The organism is bacterium (genome assembly GCA_028821235.1).
In the GTDB taxonomy this organism is placed as follows: Bacteria; Actinomycetota; Acidimicrobiia; order Spongiisociales; family Spongiisociaceae; genus Spongiisocius.
In genome coordinates, this window is record JAPPGV010000128.1 from 1 (window position 1) to 26,700 (window position 26,700).

At 64.1% G+C, this 26,700-nt stretch carries 20 protein-coding genes; 13 read left to right on the forward strand and 7 right to left on the reverse strand.

Translation table 11 applies throughout. The annotated features are described in order from the left end of the window. The coding region (locus OXK16_12970; GenBank protein ID MDE0376855.1) for a type I polyketide synthase at positions 1-1,816 on the reverse strand (1,816 nt) is incomplete at its 3' end. Between the two features lie 502 nt (positions 1,817-2,318). Here OXK16_12970 and OXK16_12975 point away from each other — a divergent pair. Next, the gene (locus tag OXK16_12975) at positions 2,319-3,503 is read left to right on the forward strand and encodes a DUF222 domain-containing protein (GenBank protein ID MDE0376856.1); all 1,185 of its coding nucleotides are present in this window, start codon (positions 2,319-2,321) and stop codon (positions 3,501-3,503) included. Positions 3,504-4,144: 641 nt separating this feature from the next. Then, the gene (locus OXK16_12980) at positions 4,145-4,732 is read left to right on the forward strand and encodes a hypothetical protein (protein MDE0376857.1); all 588 of its coding nucleotides are present in this window, start codon (positions 4,145-4,147) and stop codon (positions 4,730-4,732) included. A 343-nt stretch (positions 4,733-5,075) separates the two neighbouring features. On the opposite strand, the gene OXK16_12985 is transcribed toward OXK16_12980, so the two are convergent. From OXK16_12985 to OXK16_13005, 5 genes are all read right to left on the reverse strand, one after another. After that, on the reverse strand, positions 5,076-5,876 hold the full coding sequence (locus OXK16_12985) for an ABC transporter ATP-binding protein (GenBank protein ID MDE0376858.1): 801 nt from the start codon (positions 5,874-5,876) through the stop codon (positions 5,076-5,078). Beyond that, positions 5,873-6,661, reverse strand: a complete 789-nt coding sequence (locus OXK16_12990) for an ABC transporter ATP-binding protein (protein ID MDE0376859.1) — start codon at positions 6,659-6,661, stop codon at positions 5,873-5,875. Before OXK16_12990 ends, OXK16_12985 begins: the two co-directional genes overlap by 4 nt. A 118-nt stretch (positions 6,662-6,779) precedes the next feature. Then, positions 6,780-8,021, reverse strand: coding sequence for a branched-chain amino acid ABC transporter permease (locus OXK16_12995; GenBank protein ID MDE0376860.1), 1,242 nt, complete (start codon positions 8,019-8,021; stop codon positions 6,780-6,782). Continuing rightward, positions 8,018-8,989 carry a branched-chain amino acid ABC transporter permease gene (locus OXK16_13000; GenBank protein ID MDE0376861.1) on the reverse strand — a complete coding sequence of 324 codons (972 nt, stop codon included), beginning with the start codon at positions 8,987-8,989 and terminating at the stop codon, positions 8,018-8,020. Before OXK16_13000 ends, OXK16_12995 begins: the two co-directional genes overlap by 4 nt. Before the next feature lie 49 nt (positions 8,990-9,038). Then, entirely contained in the window at positions 9,039-10,865 is a 1,827-nt protein-coding gene (locus OXK16_13005) for an AMP-binding protein (protein MDE0376862.1), read from the reverse strand. A gap of 247 nt (positions 10,866-11,112) precedes the next feature. Between OXK16_13005 and OXK16_13010 the strand changes: the two genes are divergently transcribed. Continuing rightward, positions 11,113-12,849 (forward strand): hypothetical protein, encoded by a 1,737-nt coding sequence (locus OXK16_13010; GenBank protein ID MDE0376863.1) that lies wholly within the window; start codon positions 11,113-11,115, stop codon positions 12,847-12,849. Positions 12,850-12,966: 117 nt separating this feature from the next. Further along, the gene (locus OXK16_13015; GenBank protein MDE0376864.1) at positions 12,967-13,212 is read left to right on the forward strand and encodes an acyl carrier protein; all 246 of its coding nucleotides are present in this window, start codon (positions 12,967-12,969) and stop codon (positions 13,210-13,212) included. 1,154 nt (positions 13,213-14,366) lie between these two features. Here the strand turns inward: OXK16_13015 and OXK16_13020 are convergent. Further along, a complete protein-coding gene (locus OXK16_13020; protein MDE0376865.1) occupies positions 14,367-15,107 on the reverse strand; it encodes a 4'-phosphopantetheinyl transferase superfamily protein in 741 nt (246 codons plus the stop codon). Positions 15,108-15,394: 287 nt separating this feature from the next. Between OXK16_13020 and OXK16_13025 the strand changes: the two genes are divergently transcribed. The 9 genes from OXK16_13025 (at position 15,395) to OXK16_13065 (ending at position 26,686) form a co-directional block, all read left to right on the forward strand. Continuing rightward, positions 15,395-16,150 (forward strand): SDR family NAD(P)-dependent oxidoreductase, encoded by a 756-nt coding sequence (locus OXK16_13025; protein MDE0376866.1) that lies wholly within the window; start codon positions 15,395-15,397, stop codon positions 16,148-16,150. Between the two features lie 48 nt (positions 16,151-16,198). Further along, complete coding sequence (locus OXK16_13030) at positions 16,199-17,593, forward strand: neutral/alkaline non-lysosomal ceramidase N-terminal domain-containing protein (protein ID MDE0376867.1); 1,395 nt, start codon at positions 16,199-16,201, stop codon at positions 17,591-17,593. Beyond that, a complete protein-coding gene (locus OXK16_13035) occupies positions 17,593-18,612 on the forward strand; it encodes an ABC transporter ATP-binding protein (protein ID MDE0376868.1) in 1,020 nt (339 codons plus the stop codon). Before OXK16_13030 ends, OXK16_13035 begins: the two co-directional genes overlap by 1 nt. Before the next feature lie 147 nt (positions 18,613-18,759). Then, positions 18,760-20,718, forward strand: coding sequence for an ABC transporter substrate-binding protein (locus tag OXK16_13040; GenBank protein ID MDE0376869.1), 1,959 nt, complete (start codon positions 18,760-18,762; stop codon positions 20,716-20,718). Between the two features lie 120 nt (positions 20,719-20,838). Beyond that, complete coding sequence (locus OXK16_13045; protein ID MDE0376870.1) at positions 20,839-21,771, forward strand: ABC transporter permease; 933 nt, start codon at positions 20,839-20,841, stop codon at positions 21,769-21,771. 8 nt (positions 21,772-21,779) lie between these two features. Beyond that, the gene (locus tag OXK16_13050; protein MDE0376871.1) at positions 21,780-22,664 is read left to right on the forward strand and encodes an ABC transporter permease; all 885 of its coding nucleotides are present in this window, start codon (positions 21,780-21,782) and stop codon (positions 22,662-22,664) included. Next, positions 22,661-23,434, forward strand: coding sequence for an SDR family NAD(P)-dependent oxidoreductase (locus OXK16_13055; GenBank protein ID MDE0376872.1), 774 nt, complete (start codon positions 22,661-22,663; stop codon positions 23,432-23,434). The genes OXK16_13050 and OXK16_13055 overlap by 4 nt, the downstream gene beginning before the upstream one ends. A 190-nt stretch (positions 23,435-23,624) precedes the next feature. Continuing rightward, on the forward strand, positions 23,625-25,427 hold the full coding sequence (locus OXK16_13060; GenBank protein ID MDE0376873.1) for a hypothetical protein: 1,803 nt from the start codon (positions 23,625-23,627) through the stop codon (positions 25,425-25,427). A 176-nt stretch (positions 25,428-25,603) separates the two neighbouring features. Further along, positions 25,604-26,686, forward strand: a complete 1,083-nt coding sequence (locus tag OXK16_13065) for an ABC transporter permease subunit (protein MDE0376874.1) — start codon at positions 25,604-25,606, stop codon at positions 26,684-26,686. Positions 26,687-26,700: the final 14 nt, after the last annotated feature.

Sequence of the window (26,700 nt, forward strand, 5' to 3'; positions counted from 1 at the left end):
GGTCCCCCTCCGCTGACGGTCGGCCGAACATCACGTCGAGCAGCGAGGCTCCCCTGGCTTCGCGGAATACGTCCTCGCAGCGGTCCAGCACCGCCCTCGCCACCGGCTCGCTCTCGTACAGGTCCCGGCCCATGCCGGCCCACTGGCTCCCCTGCCCGGTATAGACGAAGGCCACCCGGGTGGCGGCCCGGGGCTCCGGGCCCTCGCCGTCCTCCGCCAGGGCGGCCAGCCCGGCCCGCAAGGAGTCGACATCCGTGAAGGCGAGGCCGGCCCGGTGGTCGAAGTGGCTGCGGCCGATACCCGCCGTCCAGGCCATGTCTGCCAGGCTCGACCCGGCGGTCCGGTCATCGAGCCAGGACAGGTATCCCTCCGCAAGCTCGCCGAGTGCCTTCCCCGACTTGGCCGACAAGGGTAGGAGGCGCGTCCGGCGATCACCGAGGCTTTCCGCCGGCAACGGGATACCGGCCACCGGCGGCGGCAGCGACACCGGCACGACCTGCACGGCGCCCGCCGCTCGGTGCTCCCGGCCGCGCTCGCCATCCGGGTCGCCATGCTCCTCCACCACGAGGTGGGCGTTCGTCCCGGATATCCCGAAGGAGTTCACCCCGGCAAGCCGCGGGCCCGGGTAATCGCTCGGCCAGTCCATCCGGGAGGAGGTGACCTTGAGGGGTAGCCGATCCCAGTCGACGCTGGGGGTGGGATCGTGGAAGTGCAGGTGTTTCGGGATCACGCCCCGGTTCACCACCAGCGCCGCCTTGATCAATCCGGCGATGCCCGCCGCCGACTCGAGATGGCCGATGTTGGTCTTGACAGAACCGATGAGCAGGGGCCGGCCGGGCCGGCGTTCCGCTGCGAAGACGTTGGCCACGGCATCGATCTCGATCGGATCGCCCACCGAGGTCCCGGTCCCGTGAGCCTCCAGGTAGTCGATCTCCGACGAACGGACGCCAGCATCCGACAGGGCTGTCTCCATCACCTGTTCGAGGGCGGGCGTGTGGGGGACCGTCAGGCCGGTGCTGGCGCCTCCGTGGTTCACCGCCGCACCCCGGATGACCGCCCAGACCCGGTCGCCGTCGGCCACCGCCTCGCTGAGCCGTTTCAGGACGACGACGCCGCAACCCTCACCCCGCACGTAACCGTTGGCGGAGGCGTCGAACGTCTTGCACTGCCCGTCGGGGGACAGCATCATCGCGTCCGCCCTCAGTTCGTAGATCCGGGTGTTGAGAATGGCCTGGACGCCGCCCACGATGGCCAGATCCGCCTTGCCCTGCTGGAGGTCCGCCACCGCGTCGTGCGCCGCCACCAGGGACGAGGCGCAGGCCGCATCGACCGCCTTGGCCGGCCCCATCAGGCCCAGGACGTAGGAGACCCGCCCGCTGGCGCCGTTCAGGTTGGTCCCGCTGAGGGCGTAGAGGCACCCGGCCGCCTCGCTGGGCTTGAGCGAGTCCACGACCATCATCCGGTACTCGTCGTTGCTGATCCCGGTGTAGACACCGGTGCGGGTCCCGCTCAGCCGGGCCGGGTCCATGCCGGCGTCCTCGAGAGCCTGCCAACTCACCTCCAGCATCATGCGCTGCTGCGGGTCGAGTAGTTCCGCCTCGACCGGAGAGATGCGGAAGAAGCCGGCGTCGAACCGGTCGATCCCCTCGACGAAGGCACCGAAACGGCATGCCTCGTTCTGCTCGGGGTCGTCGAACAGATCGGCCAGGCGTTCTCCACCGGAACCTGGGATGCCCTCGGTCACGGTGTTGCGGCCCTCGGTCAGTACCTGCCAGAAGGACTCCAGGCTGTTGGCGCCTGGGAACCGGCACGCCATGCCCACGATCGCAATCGGCTGTCCGGCCTGGAAGACCTCACGTCCTCCACCTGCATTTCGGGAGGCTGGTTCCTGTCGAAGGGCCGGTGAAGTCCTTCACTGTCATGGGCTCTACTCCTGAACCGAGGGGCGATACTCGCGCGGACTGTTACGGACAATTATCGCCAGCGGATGATCAATGGCAAAAGCGTTTTGCCTGCGTGCTGTCCTGTGATCGGGAGTAGTCCGCCGCTAACGAGGATGTCCGTCCGGCATCGAAGATCGACGAGACCCCTTCCGATCTCGAGCCTTCAGGAATAGGCCTAGATTCGACCTTGTGGAGCAGAGTTATTCCGACTTGAGGCGTGAATAACGATATTCGGGGGTTGACACTGTCACAGGCCATTGATATAACTAGATCATGGAACACGAACGAATGTTCGCTACAGCCAATTGTAGGGACACCGCCCAGAGGCCCGACAACCCGGCCAATGGCGCCGCGGGTTGCGACGCCGGCCAAAGGATGTCCGCACTCGTTGACCACCTCGACCGTTTCGTAGCCGAGGAAACCTCCCGACACCACCCCGAAGAAGCGCTGGGATTGTTGGGACGCCTCCAAACTCGGCTGTCCTCGCACATATGCGACCTCACCCTCCAAGCCACCGTTGCCAACCCGAACACGGACGCCGTTGGAGTCCTGAAGCGGAACTCGCGGTTGTCGGGGAGGGACGCCAAGCGGATGGCCAAGGTCGCAGAGCGGCTTCCGGACCTGCCGAAGGTCGCAAGAGCCCTCGCAGAGGGAGAGATAACCGTCGACCATGCCAAGTCGATGGCCGACGCGGCGGACAAGGTGGGACCCGATGCGGTCAACTCCGATCCGACCTTGTTGGAGGAAGCCGCCCGGACCGGACCTGACGGGTTCGCCCGCAAGGCCCGGGACTGGTCCAACCGGAAGCTGATCGAAGCCGGGATCGACATCCTGGAACGCCAACACCGGGCCAGAGAAGCGAAACTATGGGTAGACCCGAAAACCGGGATGGGGATGCTGTTCGCCAAGCTAACTGCCACCCAGTTCGCCCACCTTCAGCAAGCCGTGGACGCCCACTACCTGGAACTGCTCCGCAGTGACAGCGCCGGCGGGCGAGACCCCGACAAGGTTCGCGCGCCGAAGCAGCGGATGGCCGATGCTCTCGTCAAACTGTTCACCAACCTCGACCCGGACACCGGCGAGATCCTGGGCGAGAGCACGGGTCCGAAGGCCAAGGCTTCCACCCAGGTGATCATCCTCGCCGAACAAGGAGTGGTGGACGGAACCAAGCCCCGGGGACGCTGCGAGATCATCGGGGTGGGACCCGTCCCACGGGAGATTCTCCGTACGTTGTCACCGGACACGGAACTGGCAGGGATGATCTACGACCGGGCCGGTCGAATCCTGTGGCTGGGACGCAACCAACGCCTCGCCAACGCCGCCCAACGCCTCGCGGTGGGAGTCCGCGATGGGGGATGCTTCCAATGCGGCGCACCCATGCATCGCTGCGAACTCCACCACATCCAAGAGTGGCACCGCGACGGCGGACCCACCGATGTCGATAACTTGGTGGCCATCTGCCGCCGCCACCACAGACAACTCGACGCCGGCAATCTCGTAGTGCGGCGCGATCCGAACGGCGGTTACCAGGCCCTCCCGCGAGACGGACCATTTCTGTGATAGAAGAGTCCAGAGACTTCACCGACAGCCACGTCTGTGCCAATAGACGCGCACCCCGTAGATGGCCAGTGCCCAGTAAACGCTAGTTAGCAATAGGTTGGATCGTGTTCATGGCAGGCGGGCTGATACCCCGGGTCGGTAGGGGACCTGCGGTGTGGTTGGTGTGAAGGGCGCCCGGCCACACAGTGGAAGCCTGGCCTCACTATCTCGCCGCGCCTCCGCGTTAACCTGTTCTGATGCCGTCACCACGCCGTCGGCTACGCCGCACAGTCAACGCCCCGATCAATGATTCGACCACTTCAGCGTCGGTGCAGCGAGGATCAGCGGCAGCTCGGCGCCAGGAGCGAAGGCTGCGGCTGATTGTCGCACTGGTAGCGCTCTCGATCGCGGCCTGCGCGCCCGGCACGCCGGCACCAAACCTTCCGCAAACCACAACACCCGAGCCAAACGTTCCGGAAACCACAACACCCGAGCCAAACGTTCCGGAAACCACAACACCAGAGCCAAACGTTCCGGAAACCGCAACACCCGAGACGACTGCGCCCGCGGGCGACGCGCCCGACACCGGCGGGAAAGTTCCGGAACCCGGCCCAGGGCCGATCGAGTTCGGTTTCTCATTCGAGATCGACGCCGAGGGTTGGGTGGTCGATTTCGCGGATCTTCCCGCGGACTACGACCAGTCGATCTACGAGTTGGACAGCGGGCACCGCGCCTTGCCCGAGGATCTCGACGGCGCAGGCATCTACATCCAGGGACACAACCGCAGCGACGATCTGTTCATGTATCTGAAGCGACGGGTGGACGGCCTGACCCCAACGGCCTCCTACACCGTCTCGGTGGCAGTCGATGTCGCCACGAATGTGGCGGAAGGCATGGTCGGGATCGGCGGCTCCCCCGGCGAGAGCGTGTATGTCAAGGCGGGAGCTTCCACCAACGAGCCGGAGGTAGAGACCGACCGCACCGGCCATCTCCGGATGACGATAGACAAGGGCAATCAGTCCCGGAGCGGCTCGCAGATGGCGGTGCTCGGCAACGTGGCCCGTCCGGGCGTCGTGGCCGGGGAGTTTCGCATCAAGACGCTCGACAACCTTGACAGTCCGGTGACGGTGGAGGCAGACGGCGCAGGAAGCGTATGGCTGGTCGTGGGTTCCGACTCGGGGTTCGAGGGCCTCACCCGCCTGTACTACGACCGGATCACTTTCACCCTCACGCCGGTCGTGCCATCGTGATGGAAACCAGCCGACAGGGGCTTGCGCTAGGCGGTTCCGACGCGGTGATTGCGCCGTGGTAGAACCTCGCTGATGCGGTCCCGCCAGACATCTGAGCGCCGGCGCACACCTGCACGGGTAACCGCGGCAATCGGAACAGCCTTGCGCGGCATCCACCGAAGGCCAGATACGCACCAGGACACGGCCACCCCCCGCTCCAACCCGCCGCCGAGAGTGGACAACCCCTTGATACCCGCCAGTGCTGGGACCGCTGGGCCGAACGGGTCAGCGAGATCTCGGACCGCATGGATGTTCTGATCTGGTTTCATCGGGATGCCGCGCCGGGGACAAGTGTCGAGCGCGATTACGGGGGTATGTCTGACCTGGATTCGCCGAGGTAGGCGCGGATCACGTCGGTATCCCTCTGTATTTCTGCGGGGAGGCCTTCGGCGATCTTGCGACCGAAGTCGAGCACCATCACCCGGTCGGCGATGTCCATCACCAAGCCCATGTCGTGCTCGACCAGGATCATGGTGATGCCCAGTTCGTCCTGGATGTCGAGAATGAACCGGGCCATGTCCTCGGTCTCCTCGAGGTTCATCCCCGCCACCGGTTCGTCGAGAAGCAGCAGTTCGGGTTCCATTGCCAATGCCCGGCCCAGTTCCACCCGCTTCTGGATGCCGTAGGGAAGGAGTTTCACCGGATGCTTGCGCCATCGCTCGATCTCCAGAAAGTCGATGATCTCCTCGGCCTTGAGGCGGTTCTCCAGTTCCTCCCGCTTGGCCCGCCCCCACCAGAGGGCGCCGGCCACCCAGCCGTGGCTCATCCGTACGTGGCGACCGGTGAGGATGTTGTCCAAGACCGTCATGTGCGCGAACAGTTCTATGTTCTGGAACGTGCGGGCGATACCCCTCTCCGCGGTCTGGTTGGGTTTCAGACCCATCAGAGGCGAGCCTTTCCATAGGATCGTTCCCCGATGTGGCCGGTAGACCTGGTTGATGCAGTTGAAGACAGAGGTCTTGCCGGCACCGTTGGGCCCGATGATGGAGAACAACTCGCCCGGCGCGACGCCGAACGACACCCCGTCCAACGCCACCAGCCCCTTGAACGACAGGCTTATATCCTGGACCTCCAGCAATGGGCAGCCGGTGCCGGGATAGCTCACGACAACCACCGCTTGCGCCGCTTGTAGTGCTTGACATCCCGGAAGGACTTGCGCTCCCCGGACCTAAGTCCCAGGTAGAACTCCTGGACGTCGGCGTCCCGGAGGAGGGTCCCTGCATCGTCGTCCATGACGATGGATCCGGTCTCCATGACGTATCCGTGGTCGGCTACGGAGAGAGCCATATGCGCGTTCTGCTCGATGAGCAGGACCGCTGTGCCCTGACGGTTGATCTCCACGATGATTCCGGCCATCTGCTCGACCAGGCGGGGCGCGAGGCCGAGTGAGGGCTCGTCGAGGATCATTAGCTTGGGCGCCTGCATCAGGGCTCGGCCGATCGCCAGCATCTGCTGCTCGCCCCCCGACAGGTAGCCCGCTACCTGCTGGCGCCGCCCCGCCAGGACCGGGAACAGGTCCATAACCCGCTCGAAGGACCTCCGGACAGCTTCCCGGTCACGAACCGTGTAGGCCCCGGCCGCAAGATTCTCCTCCACCGTCATCTCGACGAAGATCCGGCGCCCCTCCATGACCTGGCTGATCCCCATCCTCACCCGCGCCGACGGCAGGGTCCGCGTGATGTCCCGACCCTCGAAGGTGATGGAGCCTTTGGTGATCTCGCCGCCGTGTACATCCAGCAAACCGGTGATCGACCTTGCGGTGGTGGTCTTGCCCGCACCGTTCGCCCCGAGCAGGGCGACGATCCGAGCTTCGGGCACTTCGAGGGAGATGCCCCTCAGCACCCTAGCCACGTCGTTGTACACGACCTCCAGGTTCGATACCTCAAGCACTGCTCACCCGATCAACCCTCGGTGGCGGGAACGACCCGGGGATGGACGCGACGGACCGTCGTACGCCTCCTCGCCGCCCATCCGCCCTTGCGGAGTGTCATGCGTGACTCCCCGAGCCTCAGTAAGTGAATGGCCATCCCCTCCAGTAGTTCCTTACCCGCACCCAGATCCCGTACAGACCCAGCGGCTCGAGGATCATGAAGAGGATGATCAGCAGCCCGAACAGGATCTGATTGAGCTGGAACACCGACAGTCCGGGACCCACCCCGGGGAGCGTGTGCACTATCCCTGAGTCGTCGGCGGAGACCGCGACCACCACATCGGCGACCGCGGCCAACGTACCCTCTCCCCCCACGATGGTTTGTTTCAACGCGTCGGTGAAGTCCTGGACGAGGCGGGGAAGGATGACCACGAAGGCCGATCCCATCAGAGCCCCCGACACGGTCCCTGCTCCGCCGATGAGGATGATGGCGAGGAACTCCACCGAAAGGAACAGATCCCAGGTCTCGGGAATCTGGCGACCCACGAACGATGCGAACAGGGCGCCCGCCACCCCTGCGAAGCCGGAGGAAATCCCGAAGGCCATCAGTTTGTAGCGGAACTCGTTGACGCCCATCACCTCCGCCGCTATGTCCCGGTCGCGTATGGCCTGGAAGGCACGTCCGGTCCGCGTCCGCTGCAGGTTCTTTGCGAGTAGCGTCGCCACCACCAGGAACGCCACCATCATCAGGTAGACCTTGGCCTCCTCGCTCACGGCGTACCCCATCCATACCGAGTCGGTGGTGAAGTCCACCACCGGTTCCTCCTCCTTCCACCACCGCCACTGGAAGTCGGGGAAGCTGCGCCCCGAGAAGGAGCCGCCGGTGATGAAGGTCAGGTTGCGCCAGGCCCACTCGCCGATGAATACCAGCGCGAGGGTGGCGAAAGCCAGGTACAGACCGCGTACCCTCACCGCGGCCGGACCCACCAGGATCCCGATCAAGGCAGGCACCACACCCGCCATCGGCAGCCATATCCACATCGGCAGTCCCAATCCCCACAGATCTCCCGTGGGGGCGCCGAACACCGCCCCCACGTAGGCGCCGACACCCATGAAGAAGGCGTGGCCGAGGGATACCTGGCCGGCCACCCCGGTGAGCAGGTTGATCCCCAGGGCCCCGATGCCGAAGATGGCAACGTGCGACAGTAGCTTCATCCAGTCGTTGTCGCCCAGGAAATCCGGATACAGGGGGATGCGGGAGGCGAACGGCGCCAGCGCGGCCAGGCCGAGGAACACCGCTAGGACCGCCTTCTTGGTAGCCGTCGGCATCATTGCCTGATCCCGGGCGTAGGAGGTGTGGAGGAGCGGTCGCCCTCTCATATCCGTCTCACTTCTCCGGTCCCGAAGATGCCGTGCGGGCGAACGAAGAGAACGATCATCATCAACAGGTAGGGAACGATCCCGCTGAAGCCGGTGCCGAACAGCGGTTGGTTGAGGTAGCTCCCGGCGAGGGACTCGGCCAACCCCACCACCAACCCTCCGATCACCGCACCACCTACCGAGTCGAGTCCGCCGAGGATGATCGCCGGGAAAGCACGCATCGCCAGAAGAGCCGTATCCGGGAAGACACCCACGCGGCGCGGGTACACCGATCCGAACACTCCCCCTACGGTGGCCAGCACCGCCCCGATCGCCCACGCTATGGCGAAGATCCTTCCCACGTTGATCCCCTGAGCGCGGGCGGCCTCCTGATCGAAGGCGGTGGCGCGCATCGCTACACCTGTGCGGGTGCGGAAGAAGAGGCCCACCAGCAACATCAGGGCTATCGCCGCGACGAACTGGGCTATCTGGGTCTGGGGAATGATCACGAACCCGAGCTCCACCCTTGCGTCTCCCCATGGATCGGCGATCGATCGCGGATCGGGTCCGATCAGATCGGTCACGACCGTCAGCAGGACGATGTGCATACCGAGGGTGATGATCGCCAGCGAGAACAACTCCTCCCCCACCATGGGCCGGACGAAGATCCGTTCCAGCAGCATGCCGACCAGGGCCGACAGCACCAGGGCAACCATGACCGAGATCGACCATCCCAACACCGGCGACCCCTGGATATAACGACCCGGGAAGTTGAGGTCGACCGCCACGACCGCGGTGAAGTAAGCCCCCAGGGTCGCAAGGGCCCCGTGCGCGAAGTTGACGACCTGCGTGGCCTTGAAGATGATGACGAAACCCATCGCCAGCAACGCGTAGATGGCGCCGAGCGAGACACCGTTGACGATTGTCCCGAGGAACTGGCTCGGCCCGGATTGAGCGATGACCCCAAGCGAGAGGACTGCTCCCATCATTCGTCCGCTACCCGTTCACAAGCCACGAACCACAAGCCACAAACCACCACTAATACATGCCATCTATCAACTCCCCGAACATCTCTCCCATTGCCGCCCTCTTGAGCTTCTGGGTGGCGGTCAGCTCACCATCCTCATGATCGAGCTCCTTCGGGATCAGCCGGAACTTCCTGATGTTCTCCACCCGGGCGAACTTGGCGTTGGTTCGGTTCACCACTTCCTGCACCAACCGGACGACCTCCGGTTTCTCCCCCAGGTCCCTGTATGTGGTGTACGGGATGTTGTGGCGGGTCGCCCAGTCCCCCACCGTGTCAAGGTCGATCCCGATCAAGGCGGTCAGGTAGTTCCTGCGGTCCCCGATCACCATTGCCTCCTTGACGTAGGGAGACGTCTTGAGGCTGTTCTCGATCTCCGACGGGGAGATGTTCTTCCCGCCGGACGTGATGATGATGTCCTTCATCCGATCCACGATCCTTATGTGGGTACCGTCCACCCACTCCCCCACGTCCCCCGTACGGAGCCAACCGTCGGAGGTGAACGCCTCCTCTGTCTTGGCGGGATCGTTCCAGTAACCCCGAAACACCGCCGGATGCTTGGTCTGAACCTCGCCCGTGTCCGGATCGATCCGCACGCCCGTACCCGGATATGGCTCACCCACGGTTCCCGACTTCATACGCCCGGGAAGGTTGGCGGTGGCGACCGCGGTATTCTCGGTCATTCCGTACAACTCGTAGAGGTTGACGCCCAGGCCATGAAAGAACTCGATCAGCTCGGGAGCGATGGGCGCCGCCCCGGTAGCGGCCCAGCGGCACCGGCGTAGCCCGATCCTCTCCCGTATCGCCCGGAATGCCAGCGGATATCCCACCGCGAACAGGAACGCGCTCAGCAAGGTGTGCCGGCCCCCGTTCCGAATCCGCTGCCGTCCGACAGCCTTGGCCAGGGCCAGGCAGATTGAAGTGCAAACCCGCTTGAACCAGGTGGCGTTCCTGCTCCTGATCAGCACCGACGCATGCATCTTCTCCCAGATGCGGGGCACAGAGAAGAACAGGGTCGGCTGGACCTCCCTGAGGTTCTCGGGAACCGTGTCGATGGACTCCGCGAAGTTGAGGACGGTACCCACCGCGGCCGATGTCCAGGTCGAGAATATCCTCTCCGCCGCATGGCACAGAGGCAGGTAGGTGAGGATCTGGTCCGACGGTCCCGGGGCAACCCCATCCGGCATTCGTTCCCCGCTACGGATCAGCGTCTCGACGCAGTACGCGACGTTGGCGTTGTCGAGCATCGCCCCCTTCGGAGGGCCCGTGGTACCGGACGTGTAGACCAGAGTCACCACATCGTCGGGGCAAGCCTGCGCCATCCGGTCCTCGACCGCGGTGGGGTTCGAGGCTCGGTGGCTGCGTCCGAGCTCGAGGAACTCGTCCCAGAACACGAACCTGGGATCATCCCGGTAGGCACGAAACCCTCGTGGCTCGACGTGTAGAACGGTCCGAACCGACGGCAGCGCCTCGATGACCTCGATCAACTTGTCCGCCTGCTCCTGGTCCTCGGCCAGGTGGACGCAGGCTCCCGAATCCCCGAGCAGGTGCTGTACCTCTGCCGCCGGATTGGTCGGATACAGCCCCACCGTTATGCCTCGTACCGCTACGGTGGCCATGTCCAGCACCAGCCACTCAGGGCGGTCCTCGGAGTGGATCGAGACCCTGTCGCCCACATCGACTCCGAGCGCCAGCAAACCATGCGCGGCCTGCACCACCTGTTCCCAGTAGGAGCCCCAGGTGACTTCCCGCCAGATCCCGTACCTCTTGTCGCGCATGGCCACCGAGTCCGGGTTGGTCCGAGCACGCTCCCTGACGTGCGTCGGCAGCGTCTTGCACACCGACACCGGTGAGGGAGATTGATACCTTTCGACTACAGCGGTCAGCGTCTGCCCCTCTAAGTAGACATCGCAGGAACCAGCCGAAGGCTACCAAGTCGTACAGGTTTCTCTTGCCTGGTCCGCTGGTGTTTCCGGCTACGTGAGCACGGATACGGAGCGACCGACCTGCTCCCTCGGGCCTATCATCGGCCGCGGACGGCGGGTACCGGAGTCCGAGCTTCGCGCCCGATCCGGTGAGCAAGGAGGTATGGAGACGGCCCGAATCAACGACCACATCCGCTACGAACCCGACGACGCATGCCCACCCCTCGTGTCGTTCAGCGTCGCGCTGCAGTCGGTCGTGCTCGTGCTGGCGCCGACCGTCGTCATCGTTGCGATCACGGTTCGCTCGGCCAACCAGGCGGATTCCTACCTCGAGTGGGCGGTCTTCGCCGCCCTGGTGATCGGTGGCCTTGCCACCGCAATGCAGTCCGGTCGGGTCGGACGGCTGGGTGCCGGACATCTACTCATCACATGTGCCACACCGTCATACATCGCCATCTCGCTGATCGCTCTGGAGGCAGGCGGTCCCGGCTTGCTGGCCACGCTCACCGTCCTTGCGGCTGTCTGCCAGTTCGCGCTAGCCGCATGGCTACCGTCTCTGCGCCGGATCGTCACCCCGGTAGTTTCGGGAACGGTCTTGATGCTGATCGTGGTCTCGGTCCTTCCCCTGGCGTTCGACCGGTTCCAGGAGGTGCCCGTCGGCGCACTTCCGGCAGCGGGCCCCCTGGTAGCCGCCGTCACCCTGGTAGTCACCTCGGCCATGGTGCTCCTCGCAAGGGGTTCATGGAGGATCTGGACGTCGCTGATCGGGATCGCGGCGGGGTGCGCGCTCTCGGCCCCGTTCGGTCTGTACGATGTGCGGCGTGTCATCGACGCACCCTGGTTGGGTCTTCCCGGCAGCGAGTTACCGGGACTGGTGTTGACACCCGGTGCGGACTTCTGGGCTCTTCTCCCTGCCTTCGTGATCCTTAGCCTTGTCCTCGGCATCAAGATCGTCGGCGATGGGGTAGTCATCCAACAGGTGTCACGGCGGCGACCGGGAACGACCGACTATCGGGTGATACAGGGTGTCCTCAACACCAACGCAGCAGGTGTGCTGCTGTCGGGAGTTGTCGGGACACCACCTACCACCGCCTACTCGGCATCGAGCGCCGCAATCATCAACCTCACGGGGGTCGCCGCCCGCCGAGTCGGCTATGGAGTCGGGGTGATCCTCGTCGCGCTTGCCTTTCTACCCAAGGTCACGGCGGCATTGATCGCGGTTCCGAGTCCGGTCATGGGTGCCTACCTGCTGTTTCTGATGGGATTGCTGTTCGTGGAAGGCATGAGAACCGTCGTGCAGGAAGGCCTCGACCAGCGAAAAACCCTGGTGGTGGCCCTGGCCTTCTCGATCGGTGTCGGAGTGGAGTACCACGGCTTCTTCGCTCGGCTCTTCGGAGACGCGTGGGCCGCCTCGCTCGATACGGGCATGACGGTGGGAGCGCTCGTCGCGGTACTGATGACGATGTCGATGGAGGTATTCGGAAGACGGCCGATACGGCTGAAGGGGCTACTGGAGACCAAGTCGCTGCCCTCCATCTACAAACTGCTTCGCGGCCTCGCAGCCCGACACACCTGGGACGACACTGCAACCGAGCGGTTGTGCTCAGCAGGTGAGGAGACTCTGCTCTGCTTGTTGCAGCCCGGTAACCAGTACGAGTCGGACGCCGCGCCGCGGCTGACCATTAACGCCCGTGGCTCCGCTTCCTCGGTGGAGATGGAGTTCCTTGCCGTGTTCGTAGACGAGAACCTGGAGGACCACCTTGCCTACCTGGACGAGCAGATCGACGTCTTCGACGACCGCGAGATGTCTTTCCGCCTTTTGCGGCACTACGCCTCATCGGTCCGCCACCAGAAGTTCCACGGGATGGACGTCGTCACTGTCCGAGTCGACAGGGCCTAGGTTGGACCCGTGCCCGACGCGTACCCGGAGAGGTCGTCTGCCGGTTGACCTTGGTGTAGCATCCGCCTACGATCATCCCGTCTCAGCAGCGGCGCAACCAAGAAAGGTGCAGTATCGATGGCTTCCACCGCAGAACGACTCACATCCCTGGTCAACGACAACATCGAGGTAGATGGCCAAGCCCTTGATATCCCTGACGACCTGAACATCAGCCTTGTCGACTCCGGAGTCTCCTCAATGGACATTGTTGCTCTGGCCAAACTGGTGTCTAGAGAGTTCAATGTTGACTTCACCGTTGAGGAATGCACCTCCCTCAAGACTCTGAGCGAGGTCGTGAACTTCCTAGATGGCAAGGCTGCTTGAGCTTCAAGAGCCAGTCTGGTGAAGTTCGCTAGCGGACGTGATGTCGTTCTGGACTGATACGTCTTCTACTTGATGAGCAAGTGAACCTCTCCTGTGCGGTGAGGTTATACCGTGCTTATTGAGCTAATGAATTCCCGGACTATGGCCGCACATGCTTCCGGCTGTTCAAGTGGAAGAAAGTGGGTTGTATCCGGAAGAAAGTCATAGTCAACGCTCAGCATGTCACTGAGGTCCAGCGTGGGCAAGTATGAATAGGGCACTAATGGATCGGCACCTATGACCTTGGTGGGACTGGCCAATGTGCTGAAGTCAACTAGTACCGAATAAGAACTGGCATAGTCTATGATCTGTGCCTCATAATCTCGTGGACATCTGAGAGTATAGAATCCCTCATTACTGTCTTTGCGGAGAATTGTCCTTGCCATAAGGTCAAGAACTGCGGGTGCTACTTGACGGAATAGCGGAAAGAAACTCATCAGGTCCACGAACTCATCGTAAGATCGAAACTGGTCCGTACGGCGGCGAGCAATTGCCGCTGTCCGAGTAGCAGCTGTGTCGAACTCTTCGTAACTCCTGCCGGGAGTACAGAGAGGTGGATCGAGCAGAATTCTTGCTGCGAAGTCCCCACCTCGAGCTGGGGATAGAAGGCTAATCAGGCCCGATACAGAGTGAAAGACTCCAATCCTGGGCTTGTCCCCGTACACTATGTCAATTGTGTTCATGATAGCGTCATGGTCTTTGACGAAGGTCGGCAAATTGTGATACTTGATCGGCCCTACTTCATTCCAACCGTGGTCCTCAGATCATATACTACAATGTCAAAGTCGTCGATAAGAAGTCCCCAAAACGGTAAGTAAAGATCAATAGCCAGTCCGTTACCGTGGCTCATTACGAGTCGCTGACCTGAGGATCTTCCATGACGACGTAGAGTGACATGTGTTCCATCTTCCAGACGAACATCTTCTATCGAGTTCGGCTCGGGAATCTCCCACACTTTGTCCTGCCCTCTACTCAAGTCCGGCTCCGTGGTGACAGCCGAGGAGGGCAGGCAGTCGCATTCTCATCTCGCGTGGATACTGGTGTACAACGAGCCATTGGCCAGTTGCTATCCACACACAGATCCGGGTCGCCCCCCGGAGGAACCGGGTTCCGAATCACGGGAGTATCTCATACGCGAGAGCCGCTGCGAAGTCTTCGTTTCCCACATCCTCAACCCAGAACCTCATTCCAGGCACGGACGGGGATTCAAAGATACTCGCTCTGGCGCCGCCGCGGATTGACGTCGGCGTCTCGATCTTCGATACGTCCAGGCTATGGCCCGCACCGACGGCCTTGATGATTGCCTCCTTGATCGTCCAGAATCGAAAGAAGGAGTACAGCCGCAACTCGTGAGGGAGACCTTCAATCTCGGATCGTTCTTTCCGGGTCAGCACCGTGTTGATCAACCCATTGAGATACCGACGCCTGGATCGCTCCTCTACGTCTACCCCGACGCGGCCTTCGGCTGCCAACGCTATCAACCCGTGGCTACCGCTGTGGCTGACGTTGAAACTTATGGGCGCGGGCTCGTCAGCCACCAGGCAGTACGGCTTGCCGTGGTCGGACGTTACGAAGGTCAGACGGTCGTTAGGGCAACCGAGCCGTTCCCCCAAGATCGCCCGAAGGGCCGCACGGCACAGAGCAAACCGCCTCCGGGGACCCGGGTACCGGAACTCGGACCATCGGGCCCGCTCCGCCTCGTCGAGCAGTGCCACGGCCTCGGCCTCCCGGTCCTCGTGGGCGGTCAGATCGACATGCAGCACCACCGTCTCCTCGAATCGGGCGAACGGCGTCCACCACGATCCGGTCACGGTGGTTGCGGCCACCTTCGACCACGCACCTATGTCGGTACTCAAGTGTGCACCCCTTGCAGGGACAGGGAAAGTTCTCCCGCACGTTAGCGGTCACCGAACAACCGCGAACGCAGCTTGCCGGCCAGGAGGACACACCGAGTCACTCTTCGGACAGACCACTAGCCTCCATCGGGACAGCCCGGCGGAAGAGTGTCCGGAAGAGTGGAGGGAGATGATATGGCCGAAGCGCCCGGTTGGATGACTGCCGATCCGGCCAAGCAGATCGAACAGGCCATGGCTGAAGGGGATCAGAAGGGACCGTCGACATAGTCGCCGATTCGGCGCCCGAAGTGGCGATAGTCACCGGCTCGGCAGGCGGGATCGGCTCGGCCGTCGTCGAGGAGTTGCTCGCCCGGGATCCCGCCGTCCTCATCGCGGCCGTGGATCTGCAGGCCGGCCACGCCACCCGGCTGATCCGAGATCACGGGAGAGACCGCATCTCGGAAGTCGTCTGCGATGTGGCCGATCACCACTCGGTACGCCGGGCTAAGCAGCAGATCGGGGAATTGGGACGGGCGGTGCGGTCGCTCGTGAACTGCGCCGGTATCCAGTTGGCGGGGCCGAGCGCCGAGTTCGCCCCCGAGGACTGGCAGAAGGTGCTGGACATCAACCTGTCAGGAACGTTCTACTGGTGCCAGGCGGCCGGCAAGATGATGATGGAGGCCGGCGGCGGGTCGATCGTCAACTTCTCCTCGGTGGCCGAGTTCTTCGGATGGCCTCTACGCGCTCCTTACGCCGCCACCAAGGCGGCGGTCAGTTCGTTGACCAGAAGCCTGGCCACCGAGTGGGCCCACCTAGGGATCCGGGTCAACGCGGTGGCGCCCGGATACATAGACACTCCCCTGGCGCGTTCGGCCATCGAGGGAGGTCGGCTGTCCAAACCGGAGGCCGACGCTCTCCATGCCCAGCAGCGCTTCGCCGATACGTCCGAGGTGGCTGCGGCGGTCTGTTTCCTCCTGTCGGCGGAGGCCGGGTTCATCACCGGCGAAACCCTCAAGGTGGACGGTGGGTTGTGCGCCAAAAAGCTCGACTGGCCACCGGAGTGATCCTTCCCACTCCATTAACCTCCTCCTAGCCAGACTGGGAGAGACTTCGTGAGAGTGGGAGTCGGACGCGGCAACATCACCCCTCCGGTAGGGATTGAGCACGCCGGATGGGGAGCCCAGGTACACGAGAGGGCCGAGGGGGTCCATCTCGATCTCTGGGTGACCGTGCTGCTGGTGGAAGGCGAGAACGACACGGTCGCCATCCTCGACTACGACCTGATGATCGTCACCGTCGAGGACTCCGACCGCATCCGCGCCGACGTGGCCGGCGTGCTGGGGGTTGATCCGGCCAATATCCGGGTCTCCTTCACTCACACCCATGCCGGGCCGGTGTGGTCGAACTTCCTGGGAGACCGTTCGGGGCGCGCCGGATCGGAACTGGTGGCCGGATACCGGGAGACGGTCTGGTCCCAGACGCTCGGCGCCGTCCACCAGGCCAGGAGTTCTCTCCGTCCGGCTCGGATGGCGGCGGGCTGGGGTGAGAGTTCCATCGCCGTGAACCGCCGGCTCAGGGCACCCAACGGTTCGGTGGTAGTCGGCCAGGACCCCGACGGGTTCCGCGACCCGACGGTGATGGTCGTCCGCTTCGACGACACCGACGAGCAGCCCTTGGCCGCACTGGTCTGCTACGCCGCCCATCCCATCGTGCTGGCCTTCCAGAACCGCTTGATCAGTCCCGACTTCCCAGGGGTCACCAAACGAGTGGTGGAGCAATTGACCGGCGCCACCTGCCTCTACCTGCAAGGATGTGCCGGCAACATGATGACGACCGAGGCGCTCACCGGCGATCTCGGAGCAGCGGATCGGATGGGCACCAGGCTCGGGGCCGAGGCCGCCAAGGTGTTCACCCGGATCCGCACCCGCCCCACCCGGCGCCGCTTCGACCGCATCGTCGAGTCAGGAGCTCCCCTGGGGATGTGGGTGGACGATCCGCTCCCCGACCGCGAACCGGTCGTCAGGGTAATCGAGCGGCCCATCGAGATGCCGGTCCGGCGGACCACTCCTCCCCGGGAAGCGCAGGCGGAAGCCGAGCAACTGTCACGGCGTTTCCTGGATCTCCAGGCTTCCGGGGTCCCGCAGGCGGAGGTGCTCGACGCCCGTTACCGCGCCCGGCGGGCCCTGATCAGCGCGGCTTGGGCCCGGCTGTGCGGAGGCAGGAGCAGCCTGGACACCACCCTGCACGGGATCCGCATCGACGATGTCGCGCTGGTCGGCTTTCCGGGCGAGCCTTTCTCGGAGATCGGGGTACGGGTCCGGGATGCGTCACCCTTCGAGTTCACCCACATGGCCGGATACACCAACGGAGTGACCGGGTACGTTCCCACCGCGGAGGAGTTCGCCCGCGGGGGCTACGAACCCGAGTGGGCCACCGCATTCACGTCCGAAGCGGCATCCGTACTAGAAGGAGAGGCCCGCGATCTGATCTCCGACCTGGCCCTCTGATGACCACCGACCTCACATTGCCTCCCGACCGCGGCAGAGACGTAACCTCGCCACTGATCGAGGTGCGCGGACTCTCGGTCTCGTTCCAGACGCACGGGGGAATCCTGCCTGCGGTCGAGGATGTGAGCTTCACCCTCTACCCCGGCGACATACTGGGCGTGGTGGGCGAGTCAGGTTCCGGGAAGACCGTGACGGTCTCCTCCCTGATGGGATTGCTTCCGGAAAGCGCTCGCGTGACCGCCGGTGAGGTCCTCTACGGCGGGAGGAACCTGCTGGAACTCTCCGAGACGGCACTGGAGATCGTCCGGGGCGAGGAGATCGCCATGGTCTTCCAGGATCCGATGACCTCACTGAACCCGGTCATGCGGGTGGGACACCAGATCTCCGAGGCCCTCCGTATCCACGGTGCCTCGCGTGGCGAAGCCCGTGTGCGGGCCCTCGAGCTGCTGGAACTTGTGGGCATTCCCAACCCGCGAGAGCGTATCCGCCAGTTTCCCCACGAGATGTCAGGCGGCATGCGGCAGAGGGTCGTGATCGCCATAGCTATCGCCAACCGGCCGTCCGTCCTGATCGCCGACGAGCCGACGACAGCCCTCGACGTGACGATCCAGGCCCAGGTGCTGGAGGTGCTGGCCGCCGGATGCCGCGCCACGGGAGCTTCGATGATCCTGGTCACCCACGACCTGGGGGTGATCGCCGAGGTGGCGGACCGGGTGGCGGTCATGTACGCCGGGCGGATCGTCGAGACCGGAACGGTGGAGACGATCTTCCAGCGGCCCCGCCATCCGTACACCATCGGGCTGTTCTCCAGCCTCCCCCGCCTGGACGGAGAGCTGGGACGGTTGGCGCCCATCCCGGGCACCCCTCCCACCTTGGCTGCCCGACCCCCGGGATGCGCCTTCCACCCCAGGTGCTTCCTTTCGGGGGGGAGGAGCGAGTGCCGGGCCCGGATCACCGACCTTGCGCCTCTGGGATCCGGCCACACCGCTGCCTGCCACTTTATCTCGGAAACTGCCTGAAGTACCTCCACGACTCCGGCCCGCGCCAATTGCCGACCCCCCGGCGCCGGGCTATGTTCACCTAGGTGGCCCTGCCGGCCGGGTGCGGGCGGGATCACCATGCTCGAGGGGTGAACCCCTACAGACTGGCAAACCGAGGAGCAAATGATGAAGAGACTCGCCGGTAGGTCTCTGGTCACCGTATTCGTGGTCCTGACCATGCTGGCAGCCGCGTGCGGTGGCGAGGAGGACACTTCCGCCGCGGACGAGGCGGCCGCCCAGGCGCAAACTCAAGCCGCCGCGGCCCAGGCCGAGGCCGACGCCGCCAAGGCCGACGCCGATGCGGCAGCCGCAGCCCTGGCCGAAGCCGAGGCCGAACTGGAAGCCGCCCAGATGGCGGCCGCGGAGGCCATGGAAGGCGACGAGGCCGCTCAGGCTGCGCTGGCCGAAGCCGAGGCTGCCAAGGCCGATGCCGAGATGGCCGCCGAAGAAGCCCAGATGACCGCGGAAGAAGCCCAGATGGCGGCCGAAGAAGCCGAGATGACCGCCGAAGAAGCCCAGATGGCGGCCGAAGAAGCCCAGATGACCGCCGAAGAAGCCCAGATGCAGGTCGAGGAGTTGATGAGCGGCGGCACGATCGTGTTCGGGACCAACCAGGAGCCGTCCCAGCTGGACGCCTTCGCCTCCACCACGGTCAACGACCAGGCGGTTGTGGCGCAGATCTACGAGACGCTGGTGATCCTGGGCCAGGGCAGGCAGATCCACGCCGGCCTGGCAACCAGTTGGAGTCTCAGCCCCGACGCCATGAGCGTGCGCTTCAACCTCCGGGAGGGGGTCACCTTCCACAACGGTGATCCGCTCAACGCCCAGGTGGTGAAGGCCCACTTCGACCGGATGAAGGGCGACGTCTCCGGATCGCAGACCGCCCTGATCGCCACCAACTACCAGGACACCGTGGTCATCGACGACCACACGGTGGAGTTGGTCTTCTCGGCGCCCGTGCCCGACATCCTGATCGATCTCGCCGCTCCCGGAGCGGCCATCACGAACGCCGCGGCAGTGGAGGCCCTGGGTGACGACGCCGGCCAGCAGCCGATCGGGACCGGACCGTTCATCTTCGAAGAGTGGGTGGAGGGAAGCCACATCTCCCTCGTTCGCAACCCGGACTGGACTTGGGGTGAGTTCTCCTTCTACGGAACCACCGGACCGGCCCGCGCCGAGCGCCTGATCTTCCGCTTCATCCCGGACGACCAGACCCGCACCGCGGCCCTGTCCACAGGGGAGATCCACTTCCTGGACCTGGTCCCGTTCCAGAACATCGCACCCCTGGAGCAACTGGACGGGGTGACCGTGGAAGGTTTCTCACTCCCCGGTCTGCCGCAGGTCAACTACATCAGCCCGGCCATCTCGCCCACTTCGGACATCCGGGTGCGCAAGGCAATCCTGCACGCGGTCGACCAGGATGAGATCGTCAAGCTGGTGTTCTTCGGCAAGGCGCCCAGGGCTTACGGTCCGCTCTCCAGCGACTTCGCCGAGTACGACCCGATCGTGGAGACCTACTACCCCTACGACCCGGATCTCTCGGCACAGCTGCTGGACGAGGCGGGTTGGACGCTGGGCGGCGACGGCCTCCGGAGCAAGGACGGCGAGACCCTCCGGGCCCGCATCATCGAGAACCGCAGCTGGAACCCATGGGTGACCCTGTTGCAGGACCAGTTGCGCAAGATCGGTTTCGACGCCGAGGTGATCACGCTCGAGGGCGGCGGCTACTTCCAGGGGACCGGCGAGACCATCTACGAGCTCGCCTCGATGGGCGATGTGTTCGGATCGCCCGCCACCCTCCGGCGGGACTTCCATTCCACGTCGATTGGACCGGGCAATATAAACGTCGGGCACATCGACGATCCGCAGTTGGACGCCCTACTCGATGCGGCGTCGGTGGAGACGAACCTGGGGGTCCGGGCCGATATCCTGTCCCAGGTGCAGCGCTACATCATGGATCAGGCCTACATAGTCCCGATCATCGAGTTGCATTTCTTCACGGCGTTCTCGAACGACCTGAGCGGGTTCTCGGTCGACGGAACCGGTTTCTACAAGTACTTCGGAGGTGCTTCGCTCAGCCAGTAAGAGCTTGACTTGAAGACCGGGCATGTTGAGGGTGTCGTTTCCGATCGGCGCCCCGGTGTGCGGCAGGGCTGAAAGCACCCTGCCGCACACCTTGCCGTCACGGCCGGGGCGGTCCGAGGAGTGCTGAGGTACGTCCTCGGCCGGATGACCCTGACCGTCCCGGTCCTGATCGGGGCGGCGGTCCTGATCTTCCTGCTCATGCAGTTGGTGCCGGGAGACGCGGTCTCGGCCGTCATGGCCGGAGGAGCGAAGCTCAGTCCCGAGCAGCAGCTGCAGATGCGAGAGGCCCTCGGCCTCAACCGGCCGCTGCTGGTCCAGTTGGGCGACTACCTATGGGGACTGGTTCAGGGAGATCTGGGCCGTTCGACCCGTTCCGACCGCAGCGTCCTCTCCCTGGTCGGCGCGCAGATTCCGTCCACGCTGATTCTGGTGGCCGCCGGGATGACGGTGGCGATCCTCATCGGGGTGCCCCTCGGGGTGGTGGCGGCCCGGCATCGCAACAGCTTGATCGACACCATGGCCATGGGAACGGCGGTGTTGGGACTGTCCGTACCGCAATTCTGGTTGGGGCTCATGCTCATCTTTCTGTTTGCGGTGAACCTGGGATGGTTCCCGGCCCTGAGTTCCGGGGGATTCGACGGGCTGGTGCTGCCATCTGTGGCGTTGGGTGTCGCCGAGGCGGCGGTGCTGGCTCGGCTAGTCAGAAGCAGCCTGATCGATGCGCTGGAACAGGACTACATAGCCACCGCCCGGGCCAAGGGCGCCTCCGACCGCCGGGTTACCTGGCGGCACGGGCTGCGCAACGCCCTGGTACCGGTGGTGACGATGATCGGGCTCCAGGTCGGGAACCTGCTGGGTGCTGCGGTGGTCATCGAGATGCTGTTCGCCCGCCAGGGCCTCGGCCAGTTGGTGGTGAACAGCATCCTGCGCCGTGACCTACCCGTGCTGCAGGGCTCGATCCTCATCCTTGCCTCGATCTTCGTGGTGATCAACGTGGTCGTCGACATCCTCTACAAGTTCCTCGATCCCCGCGTCAAGCTGGGCACGGCCTGAGGACCGGCATGCTGGACACCGCCCCGGCTCCCGTCCCCCTGGAGCAGACCTCGGTCCATATCTGGCGGAGGTTGATCTCCCACCGCTCGGTCCTGGTGGGAGGATCGCTCTTCCTCGTAGTACTGGCAGCCGCGCTGTTCGCCGGCTGGATCGCCCCCTACGGTCCGGTGGACACCGACCCCGACGTCGCCCTGCAGCCCCCCAGCTGGGCGCATCTGATGGGGACCGACCACTTCGGTCGGGACGTGCTGAGCCGGGTGATCCACGGAGCGCGGCCATCTCTGGTAATGGGTGTGGCGCCCATGCTCATCTCGTCGGTCGTCGGTACCACGCTCGGGATGCTGTTCGGCTACTACGGACGGTGGGCCGATCTGGTGCTGACCCGGTTCGTGGACATCGCCCTGGCGTTCCCCCCCATCCTCCTGGCCCTCACGGTGATAGCCGTTCTGGGTCCCGGCCTGTGGAGTATCGCCCTCGCCCTCGGACTTTCGGGAATCCCCTTCTACATCCGCATGGCCAGGGGTCAGGTCATCCAGGCGAAGGAGGCGCCATTCGTGCAGACGGCCATCGCCATCGGCGCCGGGGACCTGCGGGTCATGTTCCGCCACATCATCCACCGGGTGATCCCGCCGATCCTGGTGATGATGACCATTCATGTGGCCGGGGCCATCCTCGCCGGAGGGGCGCTCAGCTTCCTGGGGCTGGGAATTCCCCCGCCCAGTCCTGAGTGGGGAACCATGATCCAGGACGGTCGCCAGTTCATAGCCCTCTCCTGGTGGATGGCCGTCTTCCCGGGAGTCGCCTTGGCCGTGACCGTCTTCGCCACCAACCTGCTGGGGGACGGCTTGCGGGATGTGCTGGATCCGAGATCCAAAGGAGAGCAGATCAGATGACAGCGAACAGAGTGGCCGTGGTGACCGGCGCCGCCTCCGGAATAGGGCGGGGTTGCGCCCTGCGGCTGGCCGCCGACGGGTACCGGGTGGCGGTAGTGGACATCGACGCGGACGGCGGCCGGCGCGTGACAGACCGTCTGACTGGCAAGGGAGCCGATGCTTTCTTCCTGGAGGTCGACGTTGGGGAACCCGATGCGTTCGAGGTGATCGTCTCGGCGGTTGCGGACCGCTGGGACGCCCTGCACGTGCTGGTGAACAACGCAGGGCTCGACTACAACGAGCCGCTCTCCGAGATGACCGTCGAGGCCTGGGACCGTTGCATTGCCGTGGACCTGCGCAGCGTCGCCTTCTCCGCCCAGGCCGCTTCCGGAGTCATGCAGCGTTCGCGCGGGGGAAGCATCATCAACATCGCCTCGGTGATGGCCTGGTACACCTTTCCCAACTATTCTGCCTACACCGCTTCCAAGGCCGGTCTGATAGGCCTCACAAGAACGCTTGCCCTGGAACTGGGACCGCTCGGTATACGGGTGAACGCCATCGCGCCGGGATTCATCGACACGGGCGCATGGGAGCGGGTCCTCGCAACCCTGGACAACGTCGAGGAATTCGCCGCTTCGGTCTCGGCGTTGCATCCCGTGGGCCGCCGGGGCAATCCGTCCGACATCGCCGGGGCCGTGGCGTTCCTGGCCGGGGAAGACGCCTCGTTCGTCACCGGCCACACCCTGGTCGTGGACGGAGGCCTGACCTCGCAGTTGCGAACCCCTGCCTAGCTGGGGTTGCAAGGGCTCCGATCGCGCAGTCCTGAGGAAAACTGTGCCTGCTTTGCGATTCGAGGGCTCCATTCGCTATATATATGTGGTCCGAGTGATATATGTGGTCCGAGTGTTGCAGGCTCGACGCACGTCACTCTGGATTCGTGTGCCATTGGCACGACAAGCAAGCGAACGGGAGGAAGCCCGAATGAAGAGATTTGCAGGTGTCATCGTACTGATGACCGTCCTTGCGTTGCTGGCCTCGGCCTGTGGCGACGACGGCGCCGCGGAGGAAGCCGAAGCTGCTGCGGCCGCTGCCGAGGCTGCCGCGGCCCAGGCTGCCGCCGACGCCGCCGCGCAGGCTGACGCTGCCGCAGCCGCCCAGGCTGCTGCCGACGACGCCGCCGCCGAAGCAGCTGCCGCCCAGGCCGCCCTGGAGCAGGCGCAGGCTGATCTGGAGGCCACCATGGCCGCTGCCGAAGCGGGCGACGCAGAGGCACAAGCGGCTTTGGAAGCGGCTGAGATGAAGGCCGAAGAAGCCTCCATGATGGCCGAAGAAGCCGAGATGAAGGCCGAAGAAGCCTCCATGATGGCCGAAGAAGCCGAGATGGCGCTGGCCGAGTCGATGATGGTGGAGGCACCCGAGATCCGTGCCGCCGAGGTTCGCATGGGCATCTACCCCTGCTGCGCCGACCTTGCCTACTGGCAGATCCCGATCGAGCTGGGATGGTGGGAGGAATGGGGTATCACCATCACTCCTAACCAGCCGACCTATCACTACTTCACCGCCTCCCAGGAGATCGTTCCCTGGTTGGAGCGTGGTGACGGCGATGTTGCGCAGGGTTGGGTCCCTGGCGTCTTCGGAACCCTGGAGACCTTCGGTCAGACCATTCCGCCCATCCACTTTGCTGACATCTACGTCGGCTACGCCATCCTGGTGGCCCCGGACAGCGAGGCCAAGACGGCAATCGAGTTCATGGACGAGGGCATGAGCTTCACGGAGGCGGCCACGGCTGCGGTACAGCAGTTGGTCGGTAAGGAAGTCCATATCCCGCCGCACAGCACGACGCAGTCCCAGTACTCGGATGCCTTCTTCGCCTACCTGCCCCAGTGGTGGGAGGACGTAGTCGAGGACATTCCGGCCCTGGACGGCGAAGGCAACCCCTTGGTCCTCCTAGGCCGGGACGGGTCTCCGGTACTTGATGACGCCGGAAACGCGCAGCCCATCCGCATCACCACCAACGACTGGCGTAACTACTCCACTCCGGTGTACGTGGATGACCCGACCATCGTGCAGCTCTCCGCACAAGCGGGCCGGATCGAGTTCGCCATGCCCTATGGCGCTCCGACCCTGGTGCAGATGATGCGCAACGGGTGGGATCCGCTGATCAACTTCGCCATGATGTACGAGCACGACGCCCTGTCACAGCAGACCGCGATCGCCTCGTCCACCGTTGGTGGCACCGGCCTTTTGGCTCGCCGCGAATGGGTCGAGGAGAACAAGGACCTCGCATATCGGGTCGTCGCGATGGCGAACCGTATTCTCGCCTATCTCGAGGATCCCGCGGTCCAGGAGACGGGTTGGGAGATCGAGGCCAACATCATCAACGAGAAGCGCGGCATCACCATGGAACCTGAGGATATCGGGGTGATCTGGGATACGATCGATCCGTCCTTCAACTGGGAAGACCAGGAAGCTCTGTGGGATCTGAGCTTGCCGAGCTACCACCCCGAGACGGTGTTCCGCACCCAGATCGAGGCTCTGAAGGCGAGGGGAGTCCTGTCCGAGACTTACGACACTCAGGCGGGATTGGAAGAGTTCCTGCTGGCCCAGGAGATCTACTACGACCTCAAGGGCATGCAGGATCGCTCCGATGACCTGTTCGCTCGGGCGAGCGGCATGGACCTGTCGGCCAGCCAGCAGGCTCTGATCGACCAGGCCCAGGCCCTCTACGACAACTACAACTTCTACGACAGTCTTCGCTTCCTTGAGGCGGCCCTGATCGGCTAGTCTCATCCGCCGAAGACAACGTGACTTGCCTGGTGCAGGCAAGTGAGAAGGACCGACGCGGGGTCGGATCGCCATCCGGCCCCGCGTTGGCTTGTGGACTAGAGACCAACCAGATCACCCTCCCAAGAGCGCTCCGTCAGTCGCCACTACGTAAAGGGGCTTGAGATCCAGTGACGATGACCTCCACAGACGTTCTCGATGTGAGAGCCAAGGCACAACGAGAAAAGAGACGGCGCAGAATTGCCAGCATCGTCTATATTGCGATAGGAATAACCCTCTTTTTCGTTGCTTGGGTATTGCTCTCCCTCGAGGCATCTCCTTGGCACTACGACATCCCTCCGCCATTCGGCGCGGTGGGTCCCTTCCAGGACATACTCCAGGGGGTGTGGGGACTGTTCCGGGAGGAAGGCGCCATAGCCCACTTCTGGAGCAACCTTGGAACCAGCCAGGACATGAGGATCAAGTTCGTCCACGCCTGCCCCGATCTTCACCCGGCAAACGTCAACAATCCTTTCAGGCAAGTCGCCTCGAGCCTGATGGGATGGAAGTACACGTCTGACACCGCTGCCCTGACCGGTGGCCCTCTGCCGGTTCCGATCGGCCAGCTACCCGACTATTGCTATGGCTACGGCATTCACCTGATCGTGACGATCATCCGTATCCTGCTCGGCGCTGCGTTCGGCACCATCGCCGGTCTCGCGATCGGCCTGTCCAGCCTCGTGTTCCCGAAGGTCGCCCAGGTATTCACGCCGATCGCCTCCTTCTTCGGAACCGCCCCCATCTTCATCGCCGCACCGTTCTTCGTCATCTGGTTCGGTGTAGAGGTGCCGATCATGACCACGATCGGCCTGGTGACCTTCTACACGACCCTGCTCATGTACTTCTTCAGCCGGCGGGCTGCCGAGAACATTCCCGTCGGGATCGTGGAGTCGGCCCTGACCCTGGGCGGAACACCTGGTTCGATATTCCGCTGGGTCTACCTGCCCGGCACGGTTCCCGAGATCGCGGGAGGATTCCGCATCGCGCTGGCGGGTGCCTGGGGTTTGGGCGTCCTGGTCGAGGTGCTCGGAATACAGGTCGGCGGAGGCCACCTGATCGACATCTGGAGGTTCCTGATCGGCCAACTCCAAGCCCCGTCAGCACTCGTGGCGTTGATCACATTCTACGGAGTTCTCGCGGTGGTGGTCGATGCGATGCTGCTGGTAGTCATCCGTTACCTGACCAGGTGGTCCGAGGCTGGCCGCCGACTAGGGCTGTAGACAAGGAGGAACAG